The sequence below is a fragment of the Nocardia sp. NPDC050697 genome, from assembly GCF_040654395.1.
Taxonomy (GTDB): domain Bacteria; phylum Actinomycetota; class Actinomycetes; order Mycobacteriales; family Mycobacteriaceae; genus Nocardia.
The window spans coordinates 86,253-105,798 of sequence record NZ_JBFAHY010000013.1 but is presented as its reverse complement, the minus strand read 5'-3'; the positions used below and the strand labels follow the sequence as shown (position 1 = coordinate 105,798).

Sequence of the window (19,546 nt, the reverse complement as noted above, 5' to 3'; positions counted from 1 at the left end):
TCCACAGGCAACGGGGACGCCGAATCGGGGGACGCTCAGGCGCTCCGTCGCGGCCTCGGCCATGGGCAATGCCACCGAGTGGTTCGACTACGGCGTCTACGCCGCGACCGCGACCTACCTCGCCGACGCGTTCTTCCCCGGCGATCTCGGGACGCTCGGCGTCATGCTCGGCTTCGCCATCTCCTTCGTGCTGCGCCCGCTCGGCGGCATGGTCTGGGGCCCGCTCGGCGACCGGATCGGCCGCAAGGCCGTGCTCGCCACCACCATCCTGCTGATGGCCGCCGCCACCGGCGCCATCGGCATCCTGCCGACGCACGCCCAGGTCGGGGTGCTCGCGCCGATCCTGCTCATCCTGCTGCGGGTGGTGCAGGGCTTCTCCACCGGCGGCGAGTACGGCGGCGCCGCCACCTACATGGCCGAGTGCGCGGGCGACCGCAAGCGCGGGTTCCTCGGCAGCTTCCTGGAGTTCGGCACGCTCGGCGGCTTCGTCGGCGGCTCCGCGGTGGTGCTGGCCTGCCAACTCGTGCTCGGCACCGACGCCATGCACGACTGGGGCTGGCGCATCCCGTTCCTGATCGCGCTCCCGCTCGGCGTCATCGGCTGGTACCTGCGCTCCCGGCTGCACGAATCCCCGGTCTTCCAGGAGGTCGCCGCGTCCACGGCGAAGCGGCCGCCGACCGGGCTGCGCGAGGTGATCGTCACCTACCGCCGGGAAACCCTCACGCTGATCGGCCTGGTCGTCGCGCTGAACGTGGTCAACTACACGCTGCTCACCTACCAGCCGACCTACCTGCAGAACACCGTCGGCGTCTCCGAGTCGACCACCACCGCCATGATGCTGATCGGCCAGCTGATCATGATGCTGACCATCCCGTTCTTCGGGGCGCTCTCCGACCGGGTCGGGCGGCGGCCGATGTGGCTGTTCTCGCTGCTCGGGCTGATCGTCTTCGCGCTGCCCATGTACTGGCTGATGGGGCAGGGGATCGGCTGGGCCATCCTCGGCTTCGTGGTGCTCGGGCTGCTCTACCTGCCGCAGCTGGCCACCATCAGCTCGACCTTCCCCGCCATCTTCCCGACGCACGTGCGCTACGCCGGCTTCGCCTTCGGCTACAACATCTCGACCGCGCTCTTCGGCGGCACCGCGCCGCTGGTGAACGAGGCCGCGATCGAGGGCACCGGCTGGTCGCTCTTCCCGGCCGCCTACATGATGGGCGCCAGCGTGATCGGGCTGATCGCCTGGTTCTTCCTGCGCGAGACGGCGGGCACCTCGCTGCGGGGCACCGCGGTGCCGGACGCCGCCACCGACGAGAACCTGGTGGTGGCGAAGGCCTAGCCCGCGGAGCCGGTCCGTGGCGGCGCCGGGATGAGCCGCCACGGGCCGCAGTTCACCGTGAGGAAGGCGACGTCGGTCGCCTTGATCTCCGCGCGCACAGGGGTCTTCCTGGTGAAGTCGTTGCCGATGATGTGGTTCATGTCGAAGAGGTCGCCCTCGGTGGTCCAGAGCCGGCGCCAGTCGCAGCCGTACCGCTGGTCGGGGGTGCCCGGCGCCTCGTACCAGCCGGGCACGATCTCCTGATTGACCAGGTACAGGCCGTCGGCCGGAATGACGGTCACCGGCTGGGCGGCGGCGGTACCCGCGCCGACCAGGCTCGCGACGGACAGGAGGGCTCCGGCGACGAGCGCCGCTGTGGTGCGCATACCCGTCAGATCTACCAGAGCCTCTGGGTATGAAACGCGGTTTTCGAGATTCGGGCCACACTGAGTAGGGTGCCGTCGACGGGTCACGGTTCGATAACTAGCCTTGCTCGGCCCAGGTGGATGTTGTGACAGTGACGTGTGGGTTTGGTGTGACCAATGGGAAGGGAGGGGCGTCCCGAGTCGGGCGCCGACCGCACATGAAGCCGAGCATTCTGCGAAGCACGACCCGCCTCGTCCTGGCGCCGATTCTCACCGCGTCGGCATTCGCGCTGACTCCCGCCGTCGCCCAGGCGCAGCCTGCGGCGGACAACGAGCTCGCCGGGCGCACCGTCTTCCTCGACCCCGGGCACCAGGGCTCCGAGCACTCCGAGGATCTCGCCCGGCAGGTCGACAATGGCCGCGGCGGCACCAAGCCCTGTCAGACCACCGGGATGACCACGGTCAACGGGGTGCCCGAGCACACCGTGAACTGGGCGGTCACCCAGCTGGTCAAGTCCTCGCTGGAGAGCCTGGGGGCGCGGGTGGTGCTCAGCCGGGCCGACGACACCGGCTGGGGTGGCTGCGTGGACGAGCGCGCCGCGGCGGCGAATCGCTCCGGCGCCGCCATCGCGGTCAGCATCCACGCCGACGGCGCCCCCGCCGACCAGCGCGGGTTCCACCTCATCGTGCCGCAGCTGCCGATTCCCGATCCGGACGCCGATCGGGCGCAGTCCGGTGCCGGGCGGGCGGCCAGCACCACCATGCGCGATGCCTATGTGCGCGCGGGGTTCTCGCCCGCCACCTATGGCGGTGCCATGGAGGGGATCCAGACCAGGGCGGATATCGCGGGCCCCGCGCTCACCCACGTGCCCGCGGTCTTCGTCGAGATGGGCAACGGGGCGAATCCCGAGGACGCCGCCGTCCTGGAGAGCCCCGAGGGGCAGTTGCAGCACGCCATCGCCATCACCACCGGCATCGCCGGGTACCTGCTCGGGCTCTCGCCCGGCAATGGGCAGCCCACCGAGCCCGCCAGGGCCGAGACGACTCCCGCGCCCGGTGCCGCGCCGGATGCGGTCGCGCCCGGCGGCGCTGAACCGGATGTCGCGGTGCCCGGCGGCACCACGTCTACCACCCCGGCACCTCCCGGGGTGAGGTCGAGGCCAGGGGCCGCTGGCGCCGCGCCGAACGCGGTGCCCGGCGGCACTGCCCCGGGCGACGCACCCGGCACCGCGCCGGGCGGCACCGCGCCGGGCGGCACCGCGCCGGGCGGCACCGCGCCGGGCGGCACCGCGCCGGGCGGCACTGCGCCGGGCGGCACCAATTCGGGTCTCGCTCCGGGCGGCACGAACCCGGGTCTCGCTCCGGGCGGCACCAATCCGGGTCTCGCACTGGACGGCACCAACCCGGGCCTCCCGCCCGGCACCGACCCGCAGGCGGGGACCTCCACCCCGACCACAACGAATGTGCCGACCGGAACGGCCAAAACCCCGTCCCTGCCGCGCGCCCGCGGCGTCAACCCCTGGGACTCCGCACCCCCCGGCCCGGCCGACGGCCCGATCGCCCAGGTCCTCGAGCTGCTCCGCCCCCTGGCCCAGGCGCTCGGCCTGGACGAGCGCGACATCACCACGGGGCTCATCGATCTCGCCTACCGGCTCGCGGGCTCCCTCATGAAGCCCGCGAACTGAACCCGCGCCGCCGCGTTCACTAGGGTGGACGGAATGGCGGAGCGGATTCCCGTGCTGATCGTGGCCGGCTTCCTCGGATCGGGGAAGACCACCCTGCTGAACCACCTGCTGCGCGCTGCGGGCGACACCAGGATCGGCGTGGTGGTCAACGACTTCGGCGCCGTGAACATCGACGCCATGCTGGTCGCGGGCCAGGTCGACGCTATGGTCTCGCTCGGCAACGGCTGCGTCTGCTGCGCCGTCGACCTCGGCGAGCTGGACGAGATGTTCACCCGGCTCACCGAGTCCAGGCACGCCGTCGATGTGATCGTGGTCGAGGCGAGCGGCCTGGCCGAGCCGCGCAACCTGGTGCGCATGGTGATCGGCAGCGCCAACCCGCGCATCCGCTACGGCGGGCTGGTCGAGGTGGTCGACGCCGAGCAGTTCCCGGCGACCAGCGCCAGGCACCCGGAGCTCCTGACCCACCTCCGCCTCGCGGACCTGGTGGTGCTCAACAAAATCGACCGCGCCCCGGACGCCGGCGCGGTGCGCGCCCGGATCGCCGAGACCGTCGGCCAGGTGCCGATCCACGCCACCACGCACGGCCGCGTCGCCCCGGGGCTGCTCTTCGACGAGCCGGTCCGCCGCCCCCTCGACGGCCCCGAGCAGCTCAGCTTCGACGCGCTGCTCGCCGAGCCCGAGCACTGCGGCACCGAGCCGCACCCCCACCTGCACGACGAGTACCGCAGCATCGCCTTCCACACCCAGCGCCCGCTGGACCCGCGCGCCCTCGTCGCCTTCCTGGAGGACCCGCCGGACGGCCTCTTCCGGGCCAAGGGCGTCGCCGCCGTCGCGGTGGCGGGCGAGCGCCGCAAGTGGACCTTCCACCTGGTCGGCAGGCACGTCGCGGTGGAGCCGGTGCCGTGGGCCCGCGGCGAGCGCCGCGCCACCGACATCGTGCTCATCGGCACCGGCCTGGACGAACCGGCGCTGCGCGCCCGCCTCGCCGGCACCGAGCACACCGCCGCCGAACCGCTGGACGCCGACGCCCTGCTCGGCCTGTGGCGCTACACCCCCGAGCCCGCCTGATCTTGGCGCGTTCGGTCGGTACCTGTCGCGTTCGGTGCTGGTGGCCCGGCGACACGCCGACGAGACTCGACCACGGGACCGCCGCGCCGGACCCGCGCACATCCGGCTCGTTCGCGGCGGTCGATTCGGCGTCCAATGCTGCGGGCGCCGTGTCGTGCGACCGATGGGAGAGCTTCGTGCAGACTTGCGAGAGCGCCACCGCCTACGTGATCGCCGCGCTGGAGGCCAAGGGGACCGCCACCCGCGAGGACTTCGACGTGACGGCCATCGTGACCTCGGTGCAGAGCGTGATCGACAGCTGGGACTTCGAGATCCTGGAGCCGCAGACCTTCTGGCGGATCGCGGCGAGCTACCTCAGGGTGTGAGCGGGGTGTGCTCCCGGCGCGCCGCCGACCAGCGCCGCGCCGCCCTGCGCATGGACGCCGCGTCCGAGTAGCCGAGCAGCTCCGCCTGCCGCGACCGGCTCACCGGCCCCACCGCCACCGCCCGGCGCAGCCGCGCGTCGCGGGCCCGGTCCAGCTCCCGGCGCCACGTGGTGCCCGCCTCGGCCAGCCTGCGCTGCAGCGTGCGCGGGCTCAGCGCGAGGGCGCGGGCGACCCGCTCCAGCGAGACATCGCCTTCGTCCATCGCACGCTCCAGCGCCGCGGCCACCCGGCGCGGCCAGACCGCGCGCAGCGGCGGCGGCGGGGGCAGCGCGTCGGCCAGCGGCCGCAGCACCGCGGCCAGCGCCGGGTCGGCGGTGACCAGCGGGAGCTCCATGTCCGAGGCGCGGAAGGTGATGCCGTCGTAGGCGGCGCCGAACTCCACCGCGCCGGTGCCGAACGCCTCCTGGTACACGCCCTGCCGAGTCGGTGCCTGCTGTCGAAGCCCCACCTTGAGCGGCGTGATCGGCCCGCGCACCGCCCGGCGCGCCCTGGTGAGCGAGGCGATCAGCCCCCAGAGCTGGGTGAGGTCGCGGCCGGGGCCCTCGCCGTCGAGCATGTCCAGGTAGAGCGTGACCTCGCGCTCATTGTCGGCGAGCAGGTGGAAGCGGTGGTTGGTGGTGACCGCGGTGACGTACGGGTCCGAGGTGGCCAGCCCGGCGCCGAGCGTCGGCGCCGAGGAGAACAGGTAGTCGTAGAGCCCGAGGCTGCTGAGCTGGAAATTGCCGCCGACCCGCAGCGCCACGTCCGGATCGTCCAGCGCGTGCGCGGCCACCTCCCACAGCCGGGAGAAGGTGGGGCTCGGCAGGTGGCCGGAGTCGCCGGTCAGCGCCCACTCGGGCAGCCCGGCCTCGCGGGCGAGGCGGCGCGGGTCGACCCCCGCCGAGGCGAGCTGCGCGATGACGAACCTGTGCAGCAGAATCTGATCCGTGCTCACCCCTGCTCCTCGTCCGGACCGCGGCCGGGCGGACACCCGGTCAGCCCATCCTGTCCGATTCCACCGGTGCGAACGACGGGGATGCCCCGATTCGTTGCCGAGCGGCGACCTGAAACGCCCGTAACGGCGGAATCCGCCCGCTCACCCGCGGGCATCGACCCCCGCCGAAGCCGCCACGCGACCCAGCGGCCGTCGCCTGCCCCGCAGGCGCCGAAGCCGCCGCGCGGCCGAGCCGGCGTCGCCTACCCGCACGCGTTGACCCACTCGGAGAGTCCGTCGGCGAAGAGCTGCCGCTTCCAGATCGGCACCTCGGCCTTGATCCGGTCCACCAGCTCCGCGCAGGTGGCGAAGGCCTCCGCGCGGTGCGGCGCCGCCACCGCGACCACGATGGCGCGGTCCCCGATCGCCAGCGCGCCGATCCGGTGCTCCGCCGCCACCGGGAGCCCGGCATCCGCCGCCACCTCCGCGCAGCACTTGACCAGGAAACTCTCCGCCTGCGGGTGTGCCGAGTACTCCAGCGCGGAGACCGCCTGGCCGTGGTCGTGGTTGCGCACCGCGCCGGTGAAGACCACGACGGCGCCGTGCTCGGGGCCGAGCACGGCGGCCTCCACCGCCGCCGGGTCGAGCGGCTGCTCGCTGATCCGGGCCAGCCGGACGTCGCCGGAGTGCTGCGGCGGGGTCGTGGTCATGGGGTTACTCCTCGTGTGCGCCGCCGCCCGCCACCTGGGCGAGCAGGTGGTCGAGCAGGGGTTCCAGCACGGTGATGCCGTCCCGGACGCCGCCGGGGGAGCCCGGCAGGTTCACCACCACCGAGCGGCCGACCAGCCCCGCGACGCCCCGGCTCAGCGCGGCCAGCGGAAACTTCGCGGCGCCGTGCCGCCGGATGGCCTCGCCGATTCCGGGCAGCTCCCGGTTCAGCAGGGCCAGGGTGGCCTCCGGGGTGGCGTCGGAGGGGGAGGCGCCGGTGCCGCCGGTGCTGAGCACCAGCTCCGGCTCGAAGCGGAGGGCATCGGCGAGGCCGAGCGCGATCTCGGCGTCGGCGTAGACCAGGGGACCGCGGACCTCGAAGCCGAGGCGGGTCAGCCAGTCGGCGAGCACCGGCCCGGTCCGGTCCTCGCGCGTCCCCGCCGCGACGCCGGTCGAGGCGACCAGCACCACCGCGCTCCGCGGCGGTGCGCCGGGCGGTTCGGCGACGCCGGCCGGGGAGTCGGCGTGCACGTGCGCCGCGACATCGGCACCCAGCGCCCGCCCGGCCGCCACGGCCGCGTCCTCGCTCGGCTCCGCGCCGCCCGGTGATTCCACCTCCAGCGCGTCAGCGGTCGGCGCATCAGCACCGCCCGCGGACCGGCCCGCGCCGGACAACTCCGCCTCGCGGGTCCAATCCCCGCGCTTCCCACCGCTCTTGGTGAGCAACCGGACCCCGTCGAGCACCGCCGCGGGATCCACGGCCTTCACCATGTCGTGCAACGTCAGCCCCGCCACGGCGACGGCGGTCAGCGCCTCCATCTCGACCCCGGTCGGCCCGGTGGTCTTGGCCGTCGCCTCGATCGCGATCCCGTCCGTCAGGAACTCGAACGCCACCTTCACCGAGGTCAGCGCGAGCGGATGGCAGAGCGGAATAAGCTCCGAGGTCTTCTTCGCCCCGGCGATCCCCGCCACCCGCGCGGTGGCGAGCACATCCGCTTTCGGCAGGTCGTCGGCGCGCACCAGCGCCACCACCTCCGGCGTGGTGCGCAGGATTCCCGCCGCGGTGGCGGTACGCGCGGTCTCGGCCTTGGCGCTCACATCCACCATGTGCGCGCGGCCCTCTCGGTCGACGTGCGACAGCTCGCTCACAGGGACCAGACTCGCACAACCGCGCCGGCGGGCAGTTCGGTGACCGCCTCCGGAATCTCCACCAGCGCATCGGCCCTCGCCATCCCGGCCACCAGGTGCGAGCCGGGCCCGGCCACCACCCGCACCCCGGCGCCGTCCAGCGCGCCGCGCAGGTACTGCCGCTTCCCGGCGGGCGAGCGCACCGGATCGCGCAGCACCAGCCGCTGCTCCGGCACCGGCGGCAGCCCGGCCAGCTCGCGCAGCACCGGCCGCGCGAACACCTCGAAGGAGACCGCGGTGCTCACCGGATTGCCCGGGAAGCTGAGCACCGGCACCCCGTCGACCACGGTGTACCCCTGCGGCCCGCCCGGCTGCACCGCGACCGCGCCGAACACCCCGCCCAGCGGCCCGAGCACCTCCTTGACCACCTCGAAATCGCCCTGCGAGACCCCGCCGCTGGTGAACACCACCTCCGCGGCGCCGACCGCGGCGGCGAGCAGCGCACGGAACTCGCCGTGATCGTCGGTGCTGTGCGCCACCGACACCACCTCGGCGCCGTTGTCGGCGAGCGCGGCGGCCAGCGCGGCGCCGTTGGAGTTGTAGATCGTGCCCGGCCGCAGCGGCACCCCCGCCGGCATGAGCTCGTCGCCGGTGGTGAGCACCGCCGCCCGCACCGGCGCCAGCACCGGAACGGTCGGCAACCCCACCGCCGCCAGCGCGGCGACGTGCCGCGGCGCGAGCCGGGTGCCCGCGGGCACCAGCAGGTCGCCGCGCCGCACGTCGGTACCGGCCTCGCGGACGAACTCGCCCGCGCTCCGGCCGCGCTCGACGGTCACCGTCGCCCCGTCCGAGCGGGTGTCCTCGACCGGGATCACGCAGTCCGCGCCGGGCGGCACCGGCGCACCGGTCATGACCTTCACCGCGGCACCCGGCGGCAGCGGCGCGAGCGCGTCGGCGCCCGCCGCGAGCACCCCGGTCAGCGGCAGCGTCACCGGCGTCACCTGCACCGACTCCGCGCGGAGGGCGTACCCGTCCATGGCGGAGTTGCGGAACACCGGCAACTCCAGCGGGCTGTGCACATCGGCGGCGAGCAGCCCGTGCAGCGCCGCCAGCGGCGCGACCTCCCGCACCGGCCGCGGCCCGGCCGGACGCAGCAGCTCGGCGACGGTGGCGCGGTATTCGTCGACCGACCGGGCCGGGGCGAGAGCGGGCCGGGAATTCATGGGTTTCAGCCTAGTCGGTGCCCTGAGGGCGGCCGTCGTCATAATGGAGGGGTGACGTTGGTCGAGATGGGGATCCCCGCCGTGCGGTCCGGGCATCCCTCGCTGGCCGGCCGCCCCGACACCCCGCTGCTGCTGGACCGGTACGGCCGCACCGCCCGCGACCTGCGCGTCTCCATTACCGAGAAGTGCTCGCTGCGCTGTACCTACTGTATGCCGGAGGAGGGGCTGCCGCCGATCCCGCAGGAGGAGCTGCTGACCTCGGCCGAGATCGTGCGACTGGTGGCGCTCGCGGTGCGCGAGCTCGGCATTCGCGAGGTGCGGTTCACCGGCGGGGAGCCGCTCATGCGGCGGGATCTGGAGGAGATCGTGGCCGGGTGCCATGCGGCGGTTCCCGGCGTCCCGCTGGCGATCACCAGCAACGGGGTCGGGCTGGCGCACCGCGCCGCCGGGCTGGCCGCCGCCGGGCTGCACCGGGTGAACATCTCGCTGGACACCGTCGACGCCCGCGATTTCCACCGCCTCACCCGCCGGGACCGGCTGGATTCGGTCTTCGCCGGGATCCGGGCCGCGCACGCCGCCGGGCTCACCCCGGTCAAGGTGAACGCGGTGCTCATGCGCGCCACCCTGGCCGGTGCGCCGGACCTGCTGCGCTGGTGCCTGGACCACGGCTGCGAGCTGCGCTTCATCGAGGAGATGCCGCTGGACGCGGACCACGAGTGGGCCCGCGCCAACATGGTCACCGCCGCCGAGCTGCTCGAGGTGCTCGGCGCCCGCTTCGACCTGGTCCCGGCCGGCCGCGCGGATCCCGCCGCCCCGGCCGAGACCTGGGCCGTGGACGGCGGCCCCGCCACCGTCGGCATCATCGCCTCGGTGACCCGCAAGTTCTGCGACAGCTGCGACCGCACCCGGCTCACCGCCGACGGCATGCTGCGCTCCTGCCTCTTCAGCGACCAGGAGTACGACCTGCGCCGGGCCCTGCGCACCGGCGTCGACGACGCCGGGCTGGCCGAGATCTGGCGTGGCGCCATGTGGAACAAGTGGGCGGGGCACGGCATCGACGCCGCGGGTTTCGTTCCGCCGGAGCGCACGATGGGAGCCATCGGTGGTTGAGGTCCGCTACTTCGCCGCGATCGCCGACGCGGTCGGCAAGCACAGCGAGGTGCTCGCGCTGCCCGCCGGTGCCACCGTCGCCGACCTGCGCGGTGCGCTCGCCGCCGCCTACGGCGCCGAGCTGGACGCCATGCTCAATGCCTGCGCCTACCTGGTCGGCGACGAACTCACCCGGGATCGCGCCGCCGTGCTCACCCCCACCGTCGACGTCCTCCCGCCCTTCGCGGGAGGGTGACGCGGCTCACGCTGTCGAGATCCGCTGGCACCCGCCACGAAGAGGTGGAGCGGCTCAGCGCCACCAGGTGTCGAGCGGCGCCACCGGCAGATTCCGCTTGTGCCGGGTAGCGGTGAAGAGCGACTCCAGCCGCTCGGCGACCGCGTCGCTCACCTCCGCCCCCTCCAGGTAGTCGTCGATCTCGCTGTACCGCACCCCGAGCGCCTCCTCGTCGGGCAGCGCGGGCTTATCGTCCTCGAGGTCGGCGGTCGGCACCTTGGACCAGGTGCTCTCCGGCGCCCCGAGCGCGCGCAGCAGCGCCGCCCCCTGCCGCTTGGTGAGCCCGGTGAGCGGCGTGACGTCGGCGCCGCCGTCGCCGTACTTGGTGAAGAACCCGGTGATCGCCTCCGCCGCGTGGTCGGTCCCGATGACGAGCAGGTTCTCCTGCCCGGCGATGGCGTACTGGATCACCATCCGCTCCCGCGCCTTCACATTGCCGCGCACGAAGTCGCGCAGCCCGTCCGCCCCGAGCCCGCCCGCGGTCTCGGCGGTGAGCGCGTCGACCCCCGGCCGCACGTTCACCACCACCGAGCGGTCCGGCTGGATGAAGTCGAGCGCGATCTTCGCGTCCGCCTCGTCCGCCTGCACCCCGTACGGCAGCCGCACCGCGACGAACGCCGCCTCGGCGCCCTCCGCGCGCAGCTCCGCCGCCGCCAGCGCGGCCAGCCGCCCGGCGAGCGTGCTGTCCTGCCCGCCGCTGATGCCGAGCACGTAGCCCTTCGCGGGCGTCGATCTCAGGTAGTCCTTCAGGAACTCGACCCGCCCGCGGATCTCCGCCTCCGGATCGATCCGGGGCCGAACCCCGAGCTCGGCGATGATCTGTTCGCGCAGCCCTGCCATTTCGCCCCTCATTCCGGCACGCTCGCCCGGCGGGCGAGCGTCTCCCAGTTGTCCGCGATCTCGTCCCGGGTGTACCCGAGGTCGTGCAGCTGATGCATGACCAGCGCGGCGGCCAGCGGGGCGAGCAGCGCGTCGGCCAGCAGCCGCGGATCGCCCGGCGCGCCCGCCTCCCGCAGCAGCGTGGTGACGTGCACCCGGCTCACGTTGTACGGCGGGTTGCGGTACCGCTGCTCGGCCTCGCCCAGCTCGGCGGCGCGGTGCAGCTCGCCCTCCACCTCGATGTCGAGCAGCCGGGCCCGGCCGAAGGCGATCAGCCGCCGCACCGGGGGCGCGCCGGGGCCGAGCGGCGGCGGCCCGAAGAGGAACGCGCCCTGGAACTTCTGCTCGGAGTGGTCCAGCAGCGCCACCAGCAGCCCGGAGCGGTTGCCGAAGCGGCGGAAGACGGTGCCCTTGCCGACCCCCGCGCGGCGCGCCAGCTCGTCCATGGTCAGGCTGCGTACGCCCTCGTCGCGCACCAGCCGCTGCGCGGTGTCCAGCAGCAGCCTGCGGTTGCGCGCGGCGTCGGCTCGCTCGACCGGAACCTCCGGCACCGCGCCGAGCAGGGGCAGCGGCGGTCGGTCCTGTGGTGTGTCGTAGTTCACAAGCCGGGCTCCGGATCGGGGGAAGTAATCGGACCGTGGTCCGGTTACTACTGCGGACAGACGGAATCTATCCCAGTACATCAGGAGTCGTCATGAGCCAGACCAGCGTTCTCGTCCTCGTCGGCAGCCTGCGCGCCGCCTCGGTCAACCGGCAGCTCGCCGAGGCCGCGGTGCAGACCGCCCCCGAGGGCGTGTCGGTCGCGCTGTACGAGGGGCTCGGCGAGATCCCGTTCTACAACGAGGACATCGACGTCCCCGGCGCGGTGCCCGCCGCCGCCCAGGCGCTGCGCGACGCCGTCGGCGCCGCCGACGCGCTGCTGCTGGTGACCCCCGAGTACAACGGCACCACCACCGCCGTGCTCAAGAACGCCATCGATTGGATCTCCCGGCCGTACGGCTCCGGCGCCGTCAAGGCCAAGCCGGTCGCCATCGTGAGCGCCTCGATCAGCCCGAACGCGGCGCAGTGGGCGCACGGCGACACCGTCAAGGCGGTCGGCGTGGCGGGCGGCACCGTGGTCGAGGCCGCGCACGCGCACTTCGGCGGAGTCGGCGAGCGCTTCGGCGCCGCGCACCCGCGTGAGGACGCCGAGGCGCTGACCCAGCTCGGCGCCACCCTGCACGAGCTGGTGACCGCCGCCGGCCAGCGCGTCGACGCCTGATTCCACCCCGTCCCGGCGCCCCGTCCACCCCGGTGGGCGGGGCGCCGCGCTGTGTCCGCTGTGACTGGCGATACGGGCGGGGCAAGAGTTTGCTGAGGTGCTGCCGAGGGCGTGTTTTGTGATCTGGATCACATCATTCGGTGAGCGTCCTCGGCGTGTCCTGGGAGTTAATTCCACGGATGTGACTCACCAGGTCTAGTGCTGCTCGGATCTGTCGGCCACTAGGTGTAGTGTCTGCCCTACCGAATCGCGCACCCCGTCCACCGCCCCCGGCGGGAACTGTCAAGGGGATGTTCGTGCCGGGATCCAAAGTTTGCGCAGGGACATTCGGCCGTGGATGAGAGGGACATCAATGACCATCACCGTGTACACCAAGCCCGCGTGCGTCCAGTGCAATGCCACCTACAAGGCGCTCGACAAGGCCGGGGTGGATTACAGCGTCGTCGACATCTCGCAGGACGCCGACGCCCGCGATTTCGTGATGGCGCTCGGCTACCTCCAGGCGCCCGTCGTCGTGGCCGGCGAGGAGCACTGGTCCGGCTTCCGGCCGGACCGGATCAAGGCGCTCGCCACCGTCGCGGCCTGAGCCGCAGGGCCGCCCCGGCGGCCCACCCGAGGAGGGTGTCGTGACCGGACTCGTCTACTTCTCCAGCGCGTCGGAGAACACCCACCGATTCGTGACCAAGCTGGCGCTGCCCGCCCGGCGCATCCCGCTGCACCTCTCCGAGACGCTGCGCGTGGATGAGCCGTACGTGCTGATCTGCCCCACCTACGGCGGCGGGAAGCACCTCGACGGCCGCCGCTCCGACAAGGAATTCGTGCCCCGCCAGGTGGCGCAGTTCCTCAACGATCCGCACAACCGCGCACTGCTGCGCGGGGTCGTCGCCGCGGGCAACACCAACTTCGGCGAGACGTTTTGCTTTGCGGGCGAGGTGATCTCGCGCAAGTGCGCGGTTCCGTACCTCTACCGCTTCGAATTGATGGGAACCGCAGAGGACGTGGAGCGCGTCCGCGAGGGATTGGGATTGTTTTGGCAACAGCAACGACAGCACCGGCCGGAAAGTCAGCGCGCCTGGAACAGCCCCCGGTCCGCGGCGGAGACGCCGGAGAGGGCCTCGATTACCACGCCCTGAACGCGATGCTGAACCTCTACGGCGCGGACGGACGCATTCAGTTCGACCGCGACCGGGAGGCCGCGCGGCAGTACTTCCTGCAGCACGTCAACCAGAACACCGTCTTCTTCCACAACCTCGACGAGAAGCTCGACTACCTGGTCGAGGAGAACTACTACGAGGGCGAGGTGCTGGAGAAGTACAGCCGCCCCTTCGTGAAGTCGCTCTTCGAGCAGGCCTACGCGAAGAAGTTCCGGTTCCCGACCTTCCTCGGCGCGTTCAAGTACTACACCTCGTACACGCTCAAGACCTTCGACGGGAAGCGCTACCTGGAGCGCTTCGAGGACCGGGTCTGCATGGTCGCGCTCACCCTCGCCGACGGCGACGAGCAGCACGCCGTCGAGCTGGTCGAGGAGATCATCACCGGCCGCTTCCAGCCGGCCACCCCGACCTTCCTGAACTCGGGCAAGAAGCAGCGCGGCGAACCGGTCTCGTGCTTCCTGCTGCGCATCGAGGACAATATGGAGTCCATCGGGCGCTCGATCAACTCCGCGCTGCAGCTCTCCAAGCGCGGCGGCGGGGTCGCGCTGCTGCTCAGCAATATCCGCGAGCACGGCGCGCCGATCAAGAAGATCGAGAACCAGAGCTCCGGCGTCATCCCCATCATGAAGCTGCTGGAGGATTCCTTCTCCTACGCCAACCAGCTCGGCGCCAGGCAGGGCGCGGGCGCGGTCTACCTGCACGCGCACCACCCGGATATCTACCGCTTCCTGGACACCAAGCGGGAGAACGCGGACGAGAAGATCCGGATCAAGACCCTCTCGCTCGGCGTGGTGATCCCCGACATCACCTTCGAGCTGGCGAAGAACAACGAGGACATGTACCTCTTCTCGCCGTACGACGTCGAGCGCATCTACGGCAAGCCGTTCGCCGACGTGAACATCACCGAGAAGTACTACGAGATGGTCGACGACAAGCGGATCCGGAAATCCAAGATCCGGGCCCGCGAATTCTTCCAGACCATTGCCGAGCTGCAGTTCGAGTCCGGCTACCCGTACATCATGTACGAGGACACCGTGAACCGCGCCAACCCGATCGCGGGCAAGATCACGCACTCCAACCTGTGCTCGGAGATCCTGCAGGTCTCCACCCCGTCGACCTACCACGACGATTTGTCCTACGACCGGGTCGGCAAGGACATCTCCTGCAACCTCGGCTCGCTGAACATCGCCAAGACCATGGACTCGCCGGACTTCGCCCGCACCATCGAGGTCTCGATCCGCGCGCTCACCGCCGTCTCCGACCAGACCCACATCTACTCGGTGCCCTCCATCGAGCAGGGCAACAACGCCTCGCACGCCATCGGCCTCGGCCAGATGAACCTGCACGGCTACCTCGCCCGCGAGCACATCCACTACGGCTCGCCCGAGGGCATCGACTTCACCAACATCTACTTCTACACCGTGGTGTATCACGCCCTCCGCGCCTCGAACCGGATCGCCATCGAGCGCGGCTCCGCCTTCGGCGGCTTCCCGGAATCCAAGTACGCCAGCGGCGAGTACTTCGACAAGTACACCGACCGCCCCTGGGAACCCGAGACCGACCGCGTGCGTCAGCTCTTCGCCGACGCCGGCGTGCACATCCCCACCCAGCAGGACTGGCTGGAGCTGAAGGCCTCCGTCATGGAGCACGGCATCTACAACCAGAACCTGCAGGCCGTCCCGCCCACCGGCTCGATCTCCTACATCAACCACTCCACCAGCTCCATCCACCCGGTGGCGTCGAAGATCGAGATCCGCAAGGAAGGCAAGATCGGCCGCGTCTACTACCCGGCCCCCTACATGGACAACGACAACCTCGAGTACTACGAGGACGCCTACGAAATCGGCTACGAGAAGATCGTCGACACCTACGCCGCCGCCACCCAGCACGTGGACCAGGGGCTCTCGCTGACGCTGTTCTTCAAGGACACCGCCACCACGCGTGATCTGAACAAGGCTCAGATCTACGCGTGGCGCAAGGGGATCAAGACGCTGTACTACATCCGGTTGCGGCAGATGGCGTTGGAGGGGACCGAGGTCGAAGGCTGCGTCAGCTGCATGCTGTAGCTCAGTCCACGGCGGTCCCCTCCAGCTCGACCAGCTGGCCGGGGACCGCGAGGCGGGTGACGCCGAGCAGGGTGGTGGCGGGGGCGATGCCGGCGGCGCCGAGGCGGCCGGCGAGTACGCCGTAGTGCTGGAAGAGCAGGTCGACGTCGGTGGTGTAGACGTTCAGGCGGACCAGGTTCGGGAGCGCCATGCCGGCGGCGGCGAGGACAGCTTCCAGGTTGTCCAGGCTCAGGGCGAGCTGGGCGGCCATGTCGTCGGGGTGCTGGGGTTCGCCGTCGCTGTTCATGGCGGTCTGGCCGGAGCAGTAGAGGGTCCTCGTGGGGGCGGTGACCAGCTCGGCCTGGCTGAAGGCGAGCGGCAGGGACCAGGTGACGGGGTTGATCGCGGTTCGTTCCATGACGAGAAGCCTCGCAAGGAATCACGACATCCGCTGTCGGGTATTTTCGAGCTGTGCGCGCCGACCGATTGGTCTCGCTGGTCCTGCTGCTCCGCAGCCGCGGCCGGATGACCGCGCCCGCGCTCGCCCGCGAGCTCGAGGTCTCCACCCGGACCGTGCTGCGCGATATCGAGGCGCTCTCCACCGCGGGGGTCCCGGTGTACGCCGAGCGCGGCAGGCACGGCGGGTTCGAGTTGCTCCCCGGCTTCCGAACCGAGCTCACCGGGCTCAACCACGACGAGGCGTTGGCCCTGCTCACCTCCGGTGCCGGAGCTTTCGGGCTGGGCCCTGCGCTCGCGTCGGCGCTGCGGAAAGTGGCCGACGCGCTGCCGGAGGGGCATGCGGCGAGTGATCAGGCGCGCCGCCTCCTGCACGAACCCGAGACGGACCTGCTAGAGCGCAAGCGCCCCCGCGACGAGATCCCAACCGCGATCATGGCGGAGATCCGCCGCGCGGTCATCGCCGGGCACCGGCTGCGCATCCACTACGCGGCGGCGAACAGGGAGCCCCGGTGGCGCACGGTGGACCCGATCGGGCTGGTCACCGTGCGCGACCAGGGTTATCTGCTCGCCCTCAGGGCGGGGGAGGACCGCACCTACAAGCTGTCCAGGGTGCGGGCGGCCGCGGCGCTCGATGAACCGGCGCAGCGGCCGGACGGCGTCGACCTCGAGCGAATCTGGCGAGACCGGGGAAGCCGTTTCCGCACCGGCGGCCACCAGCTCGCCGTTGCGGTCCGGGTCGACCCGAACCGCCGGGAAGAACTGACGGACACCGCATTGGCCGTCCACGGCGAGTACCTCGACCCGGACGGTCGCTGCTGTCTGGAACTCGCTTTCCAGGACTTCAGCCACGCCGAATGGGCACTGTGGCAGCTCGGCGCGGCCGCGGAGGTCGTTGCTCCGCAGTCATTGCGCGGCGCGCTGCGAGAGCGGGCCGCGGCCATGGCCGCCCGCTACGGCGACCGGGGTGCGTCGGGAATCTCCGACCAGGGGTAGCGCTCACGCTTCCAGGCAATGGCATCCAGGCGCTGCCAATCCCCTTCGAGCCAGTCCCAGATCAACTGCTCCACCGTTGCGAGGTCCGCCACGGTGGTTCCGATGAACTCGGTGTCGGAGATGCCGTGTACCTCGAGCAGGTGGTCGGTGTCGCTGTTGCGGTAGGTTTGGATGAAACCCGCGTGCCCGGGCCTGATCACCGTCATGAACGGCCCCCCGCGGGCATGCGGAAGCCTGTTCAGCCAGTAGTGCAGGTGGTCCCGGGTCAAGGTTGTGAACGTCCTGGCGCCGACCGTCACAGTCAAGCTCCGGTGCGCGACCGGCACCTGCTCGGGCAGGGAATCAGTCTTCATCGGCGTACTCCCAGCCGAAATCCAGGCGGGCGTGCGGCACGAGCGCGACCACCCGGTCGGTGAGCGTCCGCTCGAACTCCGGAACCCACCGATAGAACCCGCTGAAGCTGATCGCTTCATCGGAGTCCGCCTGCACGTACAGGTCGTCGGCTTCCTCCCCCAGCGTAATGGCCACGGAGAGCGCCAGACGTTCGCTGTCGAGGACGTCGGTCAGCAGCGCTGCCACGCCGGCGCGTTCGCGCTCGTCCCTCAGGTTGCGAACCCTGAAGAACACGTCGATGTTCACGGACATGCCACAGACCGTAGGGCAGGGCACCGACAGCGACGGGGCGAAAACGGTTCCGCCCCATCGCTTCGAGAAGATCTAGGCCAGCGCGGGCAGCACTTCCTTCTCGAACAGCTCGATCCCGCTGGTGTCGTACGCCGCCTCCGGGAAGTTGAAGATGGCGTACCCCAGCCCCAGCGCCTCGACGGCACGCAGCCGCTCGACGATCTGCTCCGGCGTGCCGACGGCCGCGCCGCCCGCCGTCAGATTCCGGATGTACCCGGCCCCCTTCTCCGCGCCGAGCGCGGGGGCGAGCCGCTCTCCGATCGCCTTCTTGCGCTCCTCGACCTCCGCCTCGGTCGCCCCGACCACCACATTGAAGTTCGCACTGCGCACGATGGCGTCGTAGTCGGTGCCGACGTCGGCGCAGTGCCCGCGCAGGATCTCCGACTTGTGGGTGAACTCCTCCAGGTCGTTCCCGGCGAAGTTGGTGTACTGGGCGTACTTGGCCGCGATCTTCAGCGTCTTCTTCTCGCCGCCGCCCGCGATCCAGAGCGGAATCCCGCCCTCCTGCAGCGGCAGCGGGTACACCCGGGCGCCGTCGACCCGGTAGTACTTGCCGTCCAGGGTGGCGCTGCCGGTGCTCCAGGCCTGGCGGAAGATCTGCACCCCCTCGTCCAGCCTGCCCAGCCGCTCCCCGGCGATGGGGAAGCCGTAGCCGTAGGCGCGCCACTCGTGCTCGTACCAGCCGCCGCCGATGCCCATCTCGGTGCGGCCGCCGGAGATGGCGTCCACCGTGGCGGCGACCTTGGCCAGGTAGGCGGGGTTGCGGTAGCTGATCGCGGTACACATCTGGCCGAGCCGGATCCGCGAGGTGCTCGCCGCGAAGGCGGACATCAGCGTCCACGCCTCGTGCGTGGCCTCCTCGGTCGGCTCCGGGACGGTGTGGAAGTGGTCGTACACCCACAGCGACTCCCAGACCGGGTTCGCGTCCGCGCGCGCGGCGAGATCCCGCATCACCCCCCACTGCGCGGCGGTGTCGATACCGACCAGGTCCAGCCGCCACCCCTGCGGGACGAAGATTCCGAAGCGCACAGCACTCTCCTCGCGTGTCGTCGCGTGTCGGGCGCCCACGCGCCCACCCTCCACTCTGTCGAGCCCGCGCCACGCGGGCAACGATTCGGCGCTCGGCGCGCACAATTCCGATCACGGCCGAAACGGGGGCGGAATCGGTCAATCGGTGCAAGAGTTTGCGGAGGTGTTGCGGGGGCAGTCGGCGTGCACACGGGTGTGTGGTGCGCCCGGAACGAAGGGACCAGCGGGAATGACGCGAGCGCAGACGGCCGTCGACACCTCGGAGCGGGCGGAGCTGGACACCCTGCTCACGGCCGTCGCGCACGGCGACCGGGTCGCCTTCACCGACTTCTACCGCGCCACCAGCGCCAGGGTCTACGGCCTCGCGCTGCGGGTGGTGCGGCACCGGGCGGCGGCGGAGGAGATCACCCAGGAGGTGTACCTGCAGGTCTGGCAGACGGCGGCGCGGTACGACGCCGCGATGTCGACCCCGACCGGCTGGCTCATGATGCTCACCCACCGGCGCGCCGTCGACCGGGTGCGCCGGGAGTCCGCGGCCTCCGCGCGCGACCTGGTCTTCGGCCACGCGCACCGGCCGGTCGACCACGACGTGGTCACCGAATCGGTGACCAGGCGGCTGGAGGCGAGCTCGGTCGCCGACGGCATGCGGGTGCTCACCCCGATGCAGCGCGAGGCCATCACGCTCGCCTACTACGGCGGCCGCAGCTACACCGAGGTCGCCGACCACCTCGGCATCCCGCTCTCCACGGTGAAGAGCCGGATCCGGGACGGGCTGCGCCGGCTGCGCGCGGCGGTCGCGGAGCACGTGGTCGCCGTATAATCGGAGGCGCC

The 19,546-nt window shown here is 71.6% G+C and carries 22 protein-coding genes and 1 pseudogene; 12 read left to right on the top strand and 11 right to left on the bottom strand.

The annotated features are described in order from the left end of the window. Positions 1–61 precede the first annotated feature (61 nt). Positions 62–1,333, top strand: coding sequence for an MFS transporter (locus tag AB0H71_RS32195; RefSeq protein WP_357028856.1), 1,272 nt, complete (start codon positions 62–64; stop codon positions 1,331–1,333). Here AB0H71_RS32195 and AB0H71_RS32190 read toward each other — a convergent pair. Next, complete coding sequence (locus AB0H71_RS32190; RefSeq protein WP_357028702.1) at positions 1,330–1,698, bottom strand: hypothetical protein; 369 nt, start codon at positions 1,696–1,698, stop codon at positions 1,330–1,332. The two genes, AB0H71_RS32195 and AB0H71_RS32190, sit on opposite strands and share 4 nt — an antisense overlap. A gap of 197 nt (positions 1,699–1,895) precedes the next feature. Between AB0H71_RS32190 and AB0H71_RS32185 the strand changes: the two are divergent. The 3 genes and pseudogenes from AB0H71_RS32185 to AB0H71_RS32175 all read left to right on the top strand — a co-directional run. Further along, positions 1,896–2,672: pseudogene (locus tag AB0H71_RS32185) on the top strand (N-acetylmuramoyl-L-alanine amidase); the annotation flags it as partial. A 723-nt stretch (positions 2,673–3,395) separates the two neighbouring features. Further along, a complete protein-coding gene (locus AB0H71_RS32180) occupies positions 3,396–4,430 on the top strand; it encodes a CobW family GTP-binding protein (RefSeq protein ID WP_357028700.1) in 1,035 nt (344 codons plus the stop codon). 176 nt (positions 4,431–4,606) lie between these two features. Next, complete coding sequence (locus tag AB0H71_RS32175) at positions 4,607–4,795, top strand: hypothetical protein (protein ID WP_357028697.1); 189 nt, start codon at positions 4,607–4,609, stop codon at positions 4,793–4,795. Here the strand turns inward: AB0H71_RS32175 and AB0H71_RS32170 are convergent. The 4 genes from AB0H71_RS32170 to glp form a co-directional block, all read right to left on the bottom strand. Continuing rightward, positions 4,785–5,789: an AraC family transcriptional regulator gene (locus tag AB0H71_RS32170; protein WP_357028694.1), complete on the bottom strand. Its 1,005-nt coding sequence runs from the start codon at positions 5,787–5,789 to the stop codon at positions 4,785–4,787. The genes AB0H71_RS32175 and AB0H71_RS32170 overlap by 11 nt on opposite strands. A gap of 242 nt (positions 5,790–6,031) precedes the next feature. Further along, the gene (locus tag AB0H71_RS32165) at positions 6,032–6,478 is read right to left on the bottom strand and encodes a molybdenum cofactor biosynthesis protein MoaE (RefSeq protein ID WP_357028691.1); all 447 of its coding nucleotides are present in this window, start codon (positions 6,476–6,478) and stop codon (positions 6,032–6,034) included. Between the two features lie 4 nt (positions 6,479–6,482). Next, positions 6,483–7,625 carry a bifunctional molybdenum cofactor biosynthesis protein MoaC/MoaB gene (gene moaCB, locus AB0H71_RS32160; RefSeq protein WP_357028689.1) on the bottom strand — a complete coding sequence of 381 codons (1,143 nt, stop codon included), beginning with the start codon at positions 7,623–7,625 and terminating at the stop codon, positions 6,483–6,485. Further along, a complete protein-coding gene (gene glp / locus AB0H71_RS32155) occupies positions 7,622–8,827 on the bottom strand; it encodes a gephyrin-like molybdotransferase Glp (RefSeq protein ID WP_357028686.1) in 1,206 nt (401 codons plus the stop codon). The genes moaCB and glp overlap by 4 nt, the downstream gene beginning before the upstream one ends. A gap of 51 nt (positions 8,828–8,878) precedes the next feature. Between glp and moaA the strand changes: the two genes are divergently transcribed. Continuing rightward, a complete protein-coding gene (gene moaA / locus AB0H71_RS32150) occupies positions 8,879–9,937 on the top strand; it encodes a GTP 3',8-cyclase MoaA (RefSeq protein ID WP_357028683.1) in 1,059 nt (352 codons plus the stop codon). Further along, positions 9,930–10,172 carry a MoaD/ThiS family protein gene (locus AB0H71_RS32145; protein ID WP_357028680.1) on the top strand — a complete coding sequence of 81 codons (243 nt, stop codon included), beginning with the start codon at positions 9,930–9,932 and terminating at the stop codon, positions 10,170–10,172. The genes moaA and AB0H71_RS32145 overlap by 8 nt, the downstream gene beginning before the upstream one ends. Before the next feature lie 54 nt (positions 10,173–10,226). Here AB0H71_RS32145 and nadE read toward each other — a convergent pair whose 3' ends face one another. Both nadE and AB0H71_RS32135 read right to left on the bottom strand, forming a co-directional pair. Then, positions 10,227–11,051, bottom strand: a complete 825-nt coding sequence (nadE, locus tag AB0H71_RS32140) for an ammonia-dependent NAD(+) synthetase (protein ID WP_357028677.1) — start codon at positions 11,049–11,051, stop codon at positions 10,227–10,229. Positions 11,052–11,059: 8 nt separating this feature from the next. Then, on the bottom strand, positions 11,060–11,659 hold the full coding sequence (locus AB0H71_RS32135) for a helix-turn-helix domain-containing protein (protein WP_357028853.1): 600 nt from the start codon (positions 11,657–11,659) through the stop codon (positions 11,060–11,062). Between the two features lie 125 nt (positions 11,660–11,784). On the opposite strand from AB0H71_RS32135, the gene AB0H71_RS32130 reads away from it, so the two are divergent. The 4 genes from AB0H71_RS32130 to nrdE all read left to right on the top strand — a co-directional run bounded on the left by AB0H71_RS32130 (position 11,785) and on the right by nrdE (position 15,571). After that, a complete protein-coding gene (locus AB0H71_RS32130; RefSeq protein WP_357028674.1) occupies positions 11,785–12,351 on the top strand; it encodes an NAD(P)H-dependent oxidoreductase in 567 nt (188 codons plus the stop codon). A gap of 352 nt (positions 12,352–12,703) precedes the next feature. After that, positions 12,704–12,937, top strand: coding sequence for a glutaredoxin-like protein NrdH (nrdH, locus tag AB0H71_RS32125; protein WP_357028671.1), 234 nt, complete (start codon positions 12,704–12,706; stop codon positions 12,935–12,937). 40 nt (positions 12,938–12,977) lie between these two features. Continuing rightward, entirely contained in the window at positions 12,978–13,484 is a 507-nt protein-coding gene (gene nrdI / locus AB0H71_RS32120; RefSeq protein WP_357028668.1) for a class Ib ribonucleoside-diphosphate reductase assembly flavoprotein NrdI, read from the top strand. Positions 13,485–13,489: 5 nt separating this feature from the next. Beyond that, positions 13,490–15,571: a class 1b ribonucleoside-diphosphate reductase subunit alpha gene (gene nrdE, locus AB0H71_RS32115; RefSeq protein WP_357028665.1), complete on the top strand. Its 2,082-nt coding sequence runs from the start codon at positions 13,490–13,492 to the stop codon at positions 15,569–15,571. A gap of 1 nt (position 15,572) precedes the next feature. On the opposite strand, the gene AB0H71_RS32110 is transcribed toward nrdE, so the two are convergent. Next, entirely contained in the window at positions 15,573–15,968 is a 396-nt protein-coding gene (locus AB0H71_RS32110) for a RidA family protein (protein WP_357028662.1), read from the bottom strand. Between the two features lie 53 nt (positions 15,969–16,021). Between AB0H71_RS32110 and AB0H71_RS32105 the strand changes: the two genes are divergently transcribed. Further along, on the top strand, positions 16,022–17,002 hold the full coding sequence (locus AB0H71_RS32105; RefSeq protein WP_357028659.1) for a WYL domain-containing protein: 981 nt from the start codon (positions 16,022–16,024) through the stop codon (positions 17,000–17,002). Here AB0H71_RS32105 and AB0H71_RS32100 read toward each other — a convergent pair. The 3 genes from AB0H71_RS32100 to AB0H71_RS32090 form a co-directional block, all read right to left on the bottom strand. Beyond that, on the bottom strand, positions 16,960–17,355 hold the full coding sequence (locus tag AB0H71_RS32100; RefSeq protein ID WP_357028656.1) for a hypothetical protein: 396 nt from the start codon (positions 17,353–17,355) through the stop codon (positions 16,960–16,962). The genes AB0H71_RS32105 and AB0H71_RS32100 overlap by 43 nt on opposite strands. Further along, positions 17,345–17,647 carry a hypothetical protein gene (locus AB0H71_RS32095; RefSeq protein ID WP_357028653.1) on the bottom strand — a complete coding sequence of 101 codons (303 nt, stop codon included), beginning with the start codon at positions 17,645–17,647 and terminating at the stop codon, positions 17,345–17,347. The genes AB0H71_RS32100 and AB0H71_RS32095 overlap by 11 nt, the downstream gene beginning before the upstream one ends. A 72-nt stretch (positions 17,648–17,719) precedes the next feature. Then, positions 17,720–18,715 carry an LLM class F420-dependent oxidoreductase gene (locus AB0H71_RS32090; RefSeq protein WP_357028650.1) on the bottom strand — a complete coding sequence of 332 codons (996 nt, stop codon included), beginning with the start codon at positions 18,713–18,715 and terminating at the stop codon, positions 17,720–17,722. 229 nt (positions 18,716–18,944) lie between these two features. On the opposite strand from AB0H71_RS32090, the gene sigK reads away from it, so the two are divergent. Then, on the top strand, positions 18,945–19,535 hold the full coding sequence (gene sigK / locus AB0H71_RS32085; protein WP_357028647.1) for an ECF RNA polymerase sigma factor SigK: 591 nt from the start codon (positions 18,945–18,947) through the stop codon (positions 19,533–19,535). The last annotated feature ends 11 nt before the right edge of the window (positions 19,536–19,546 follow it).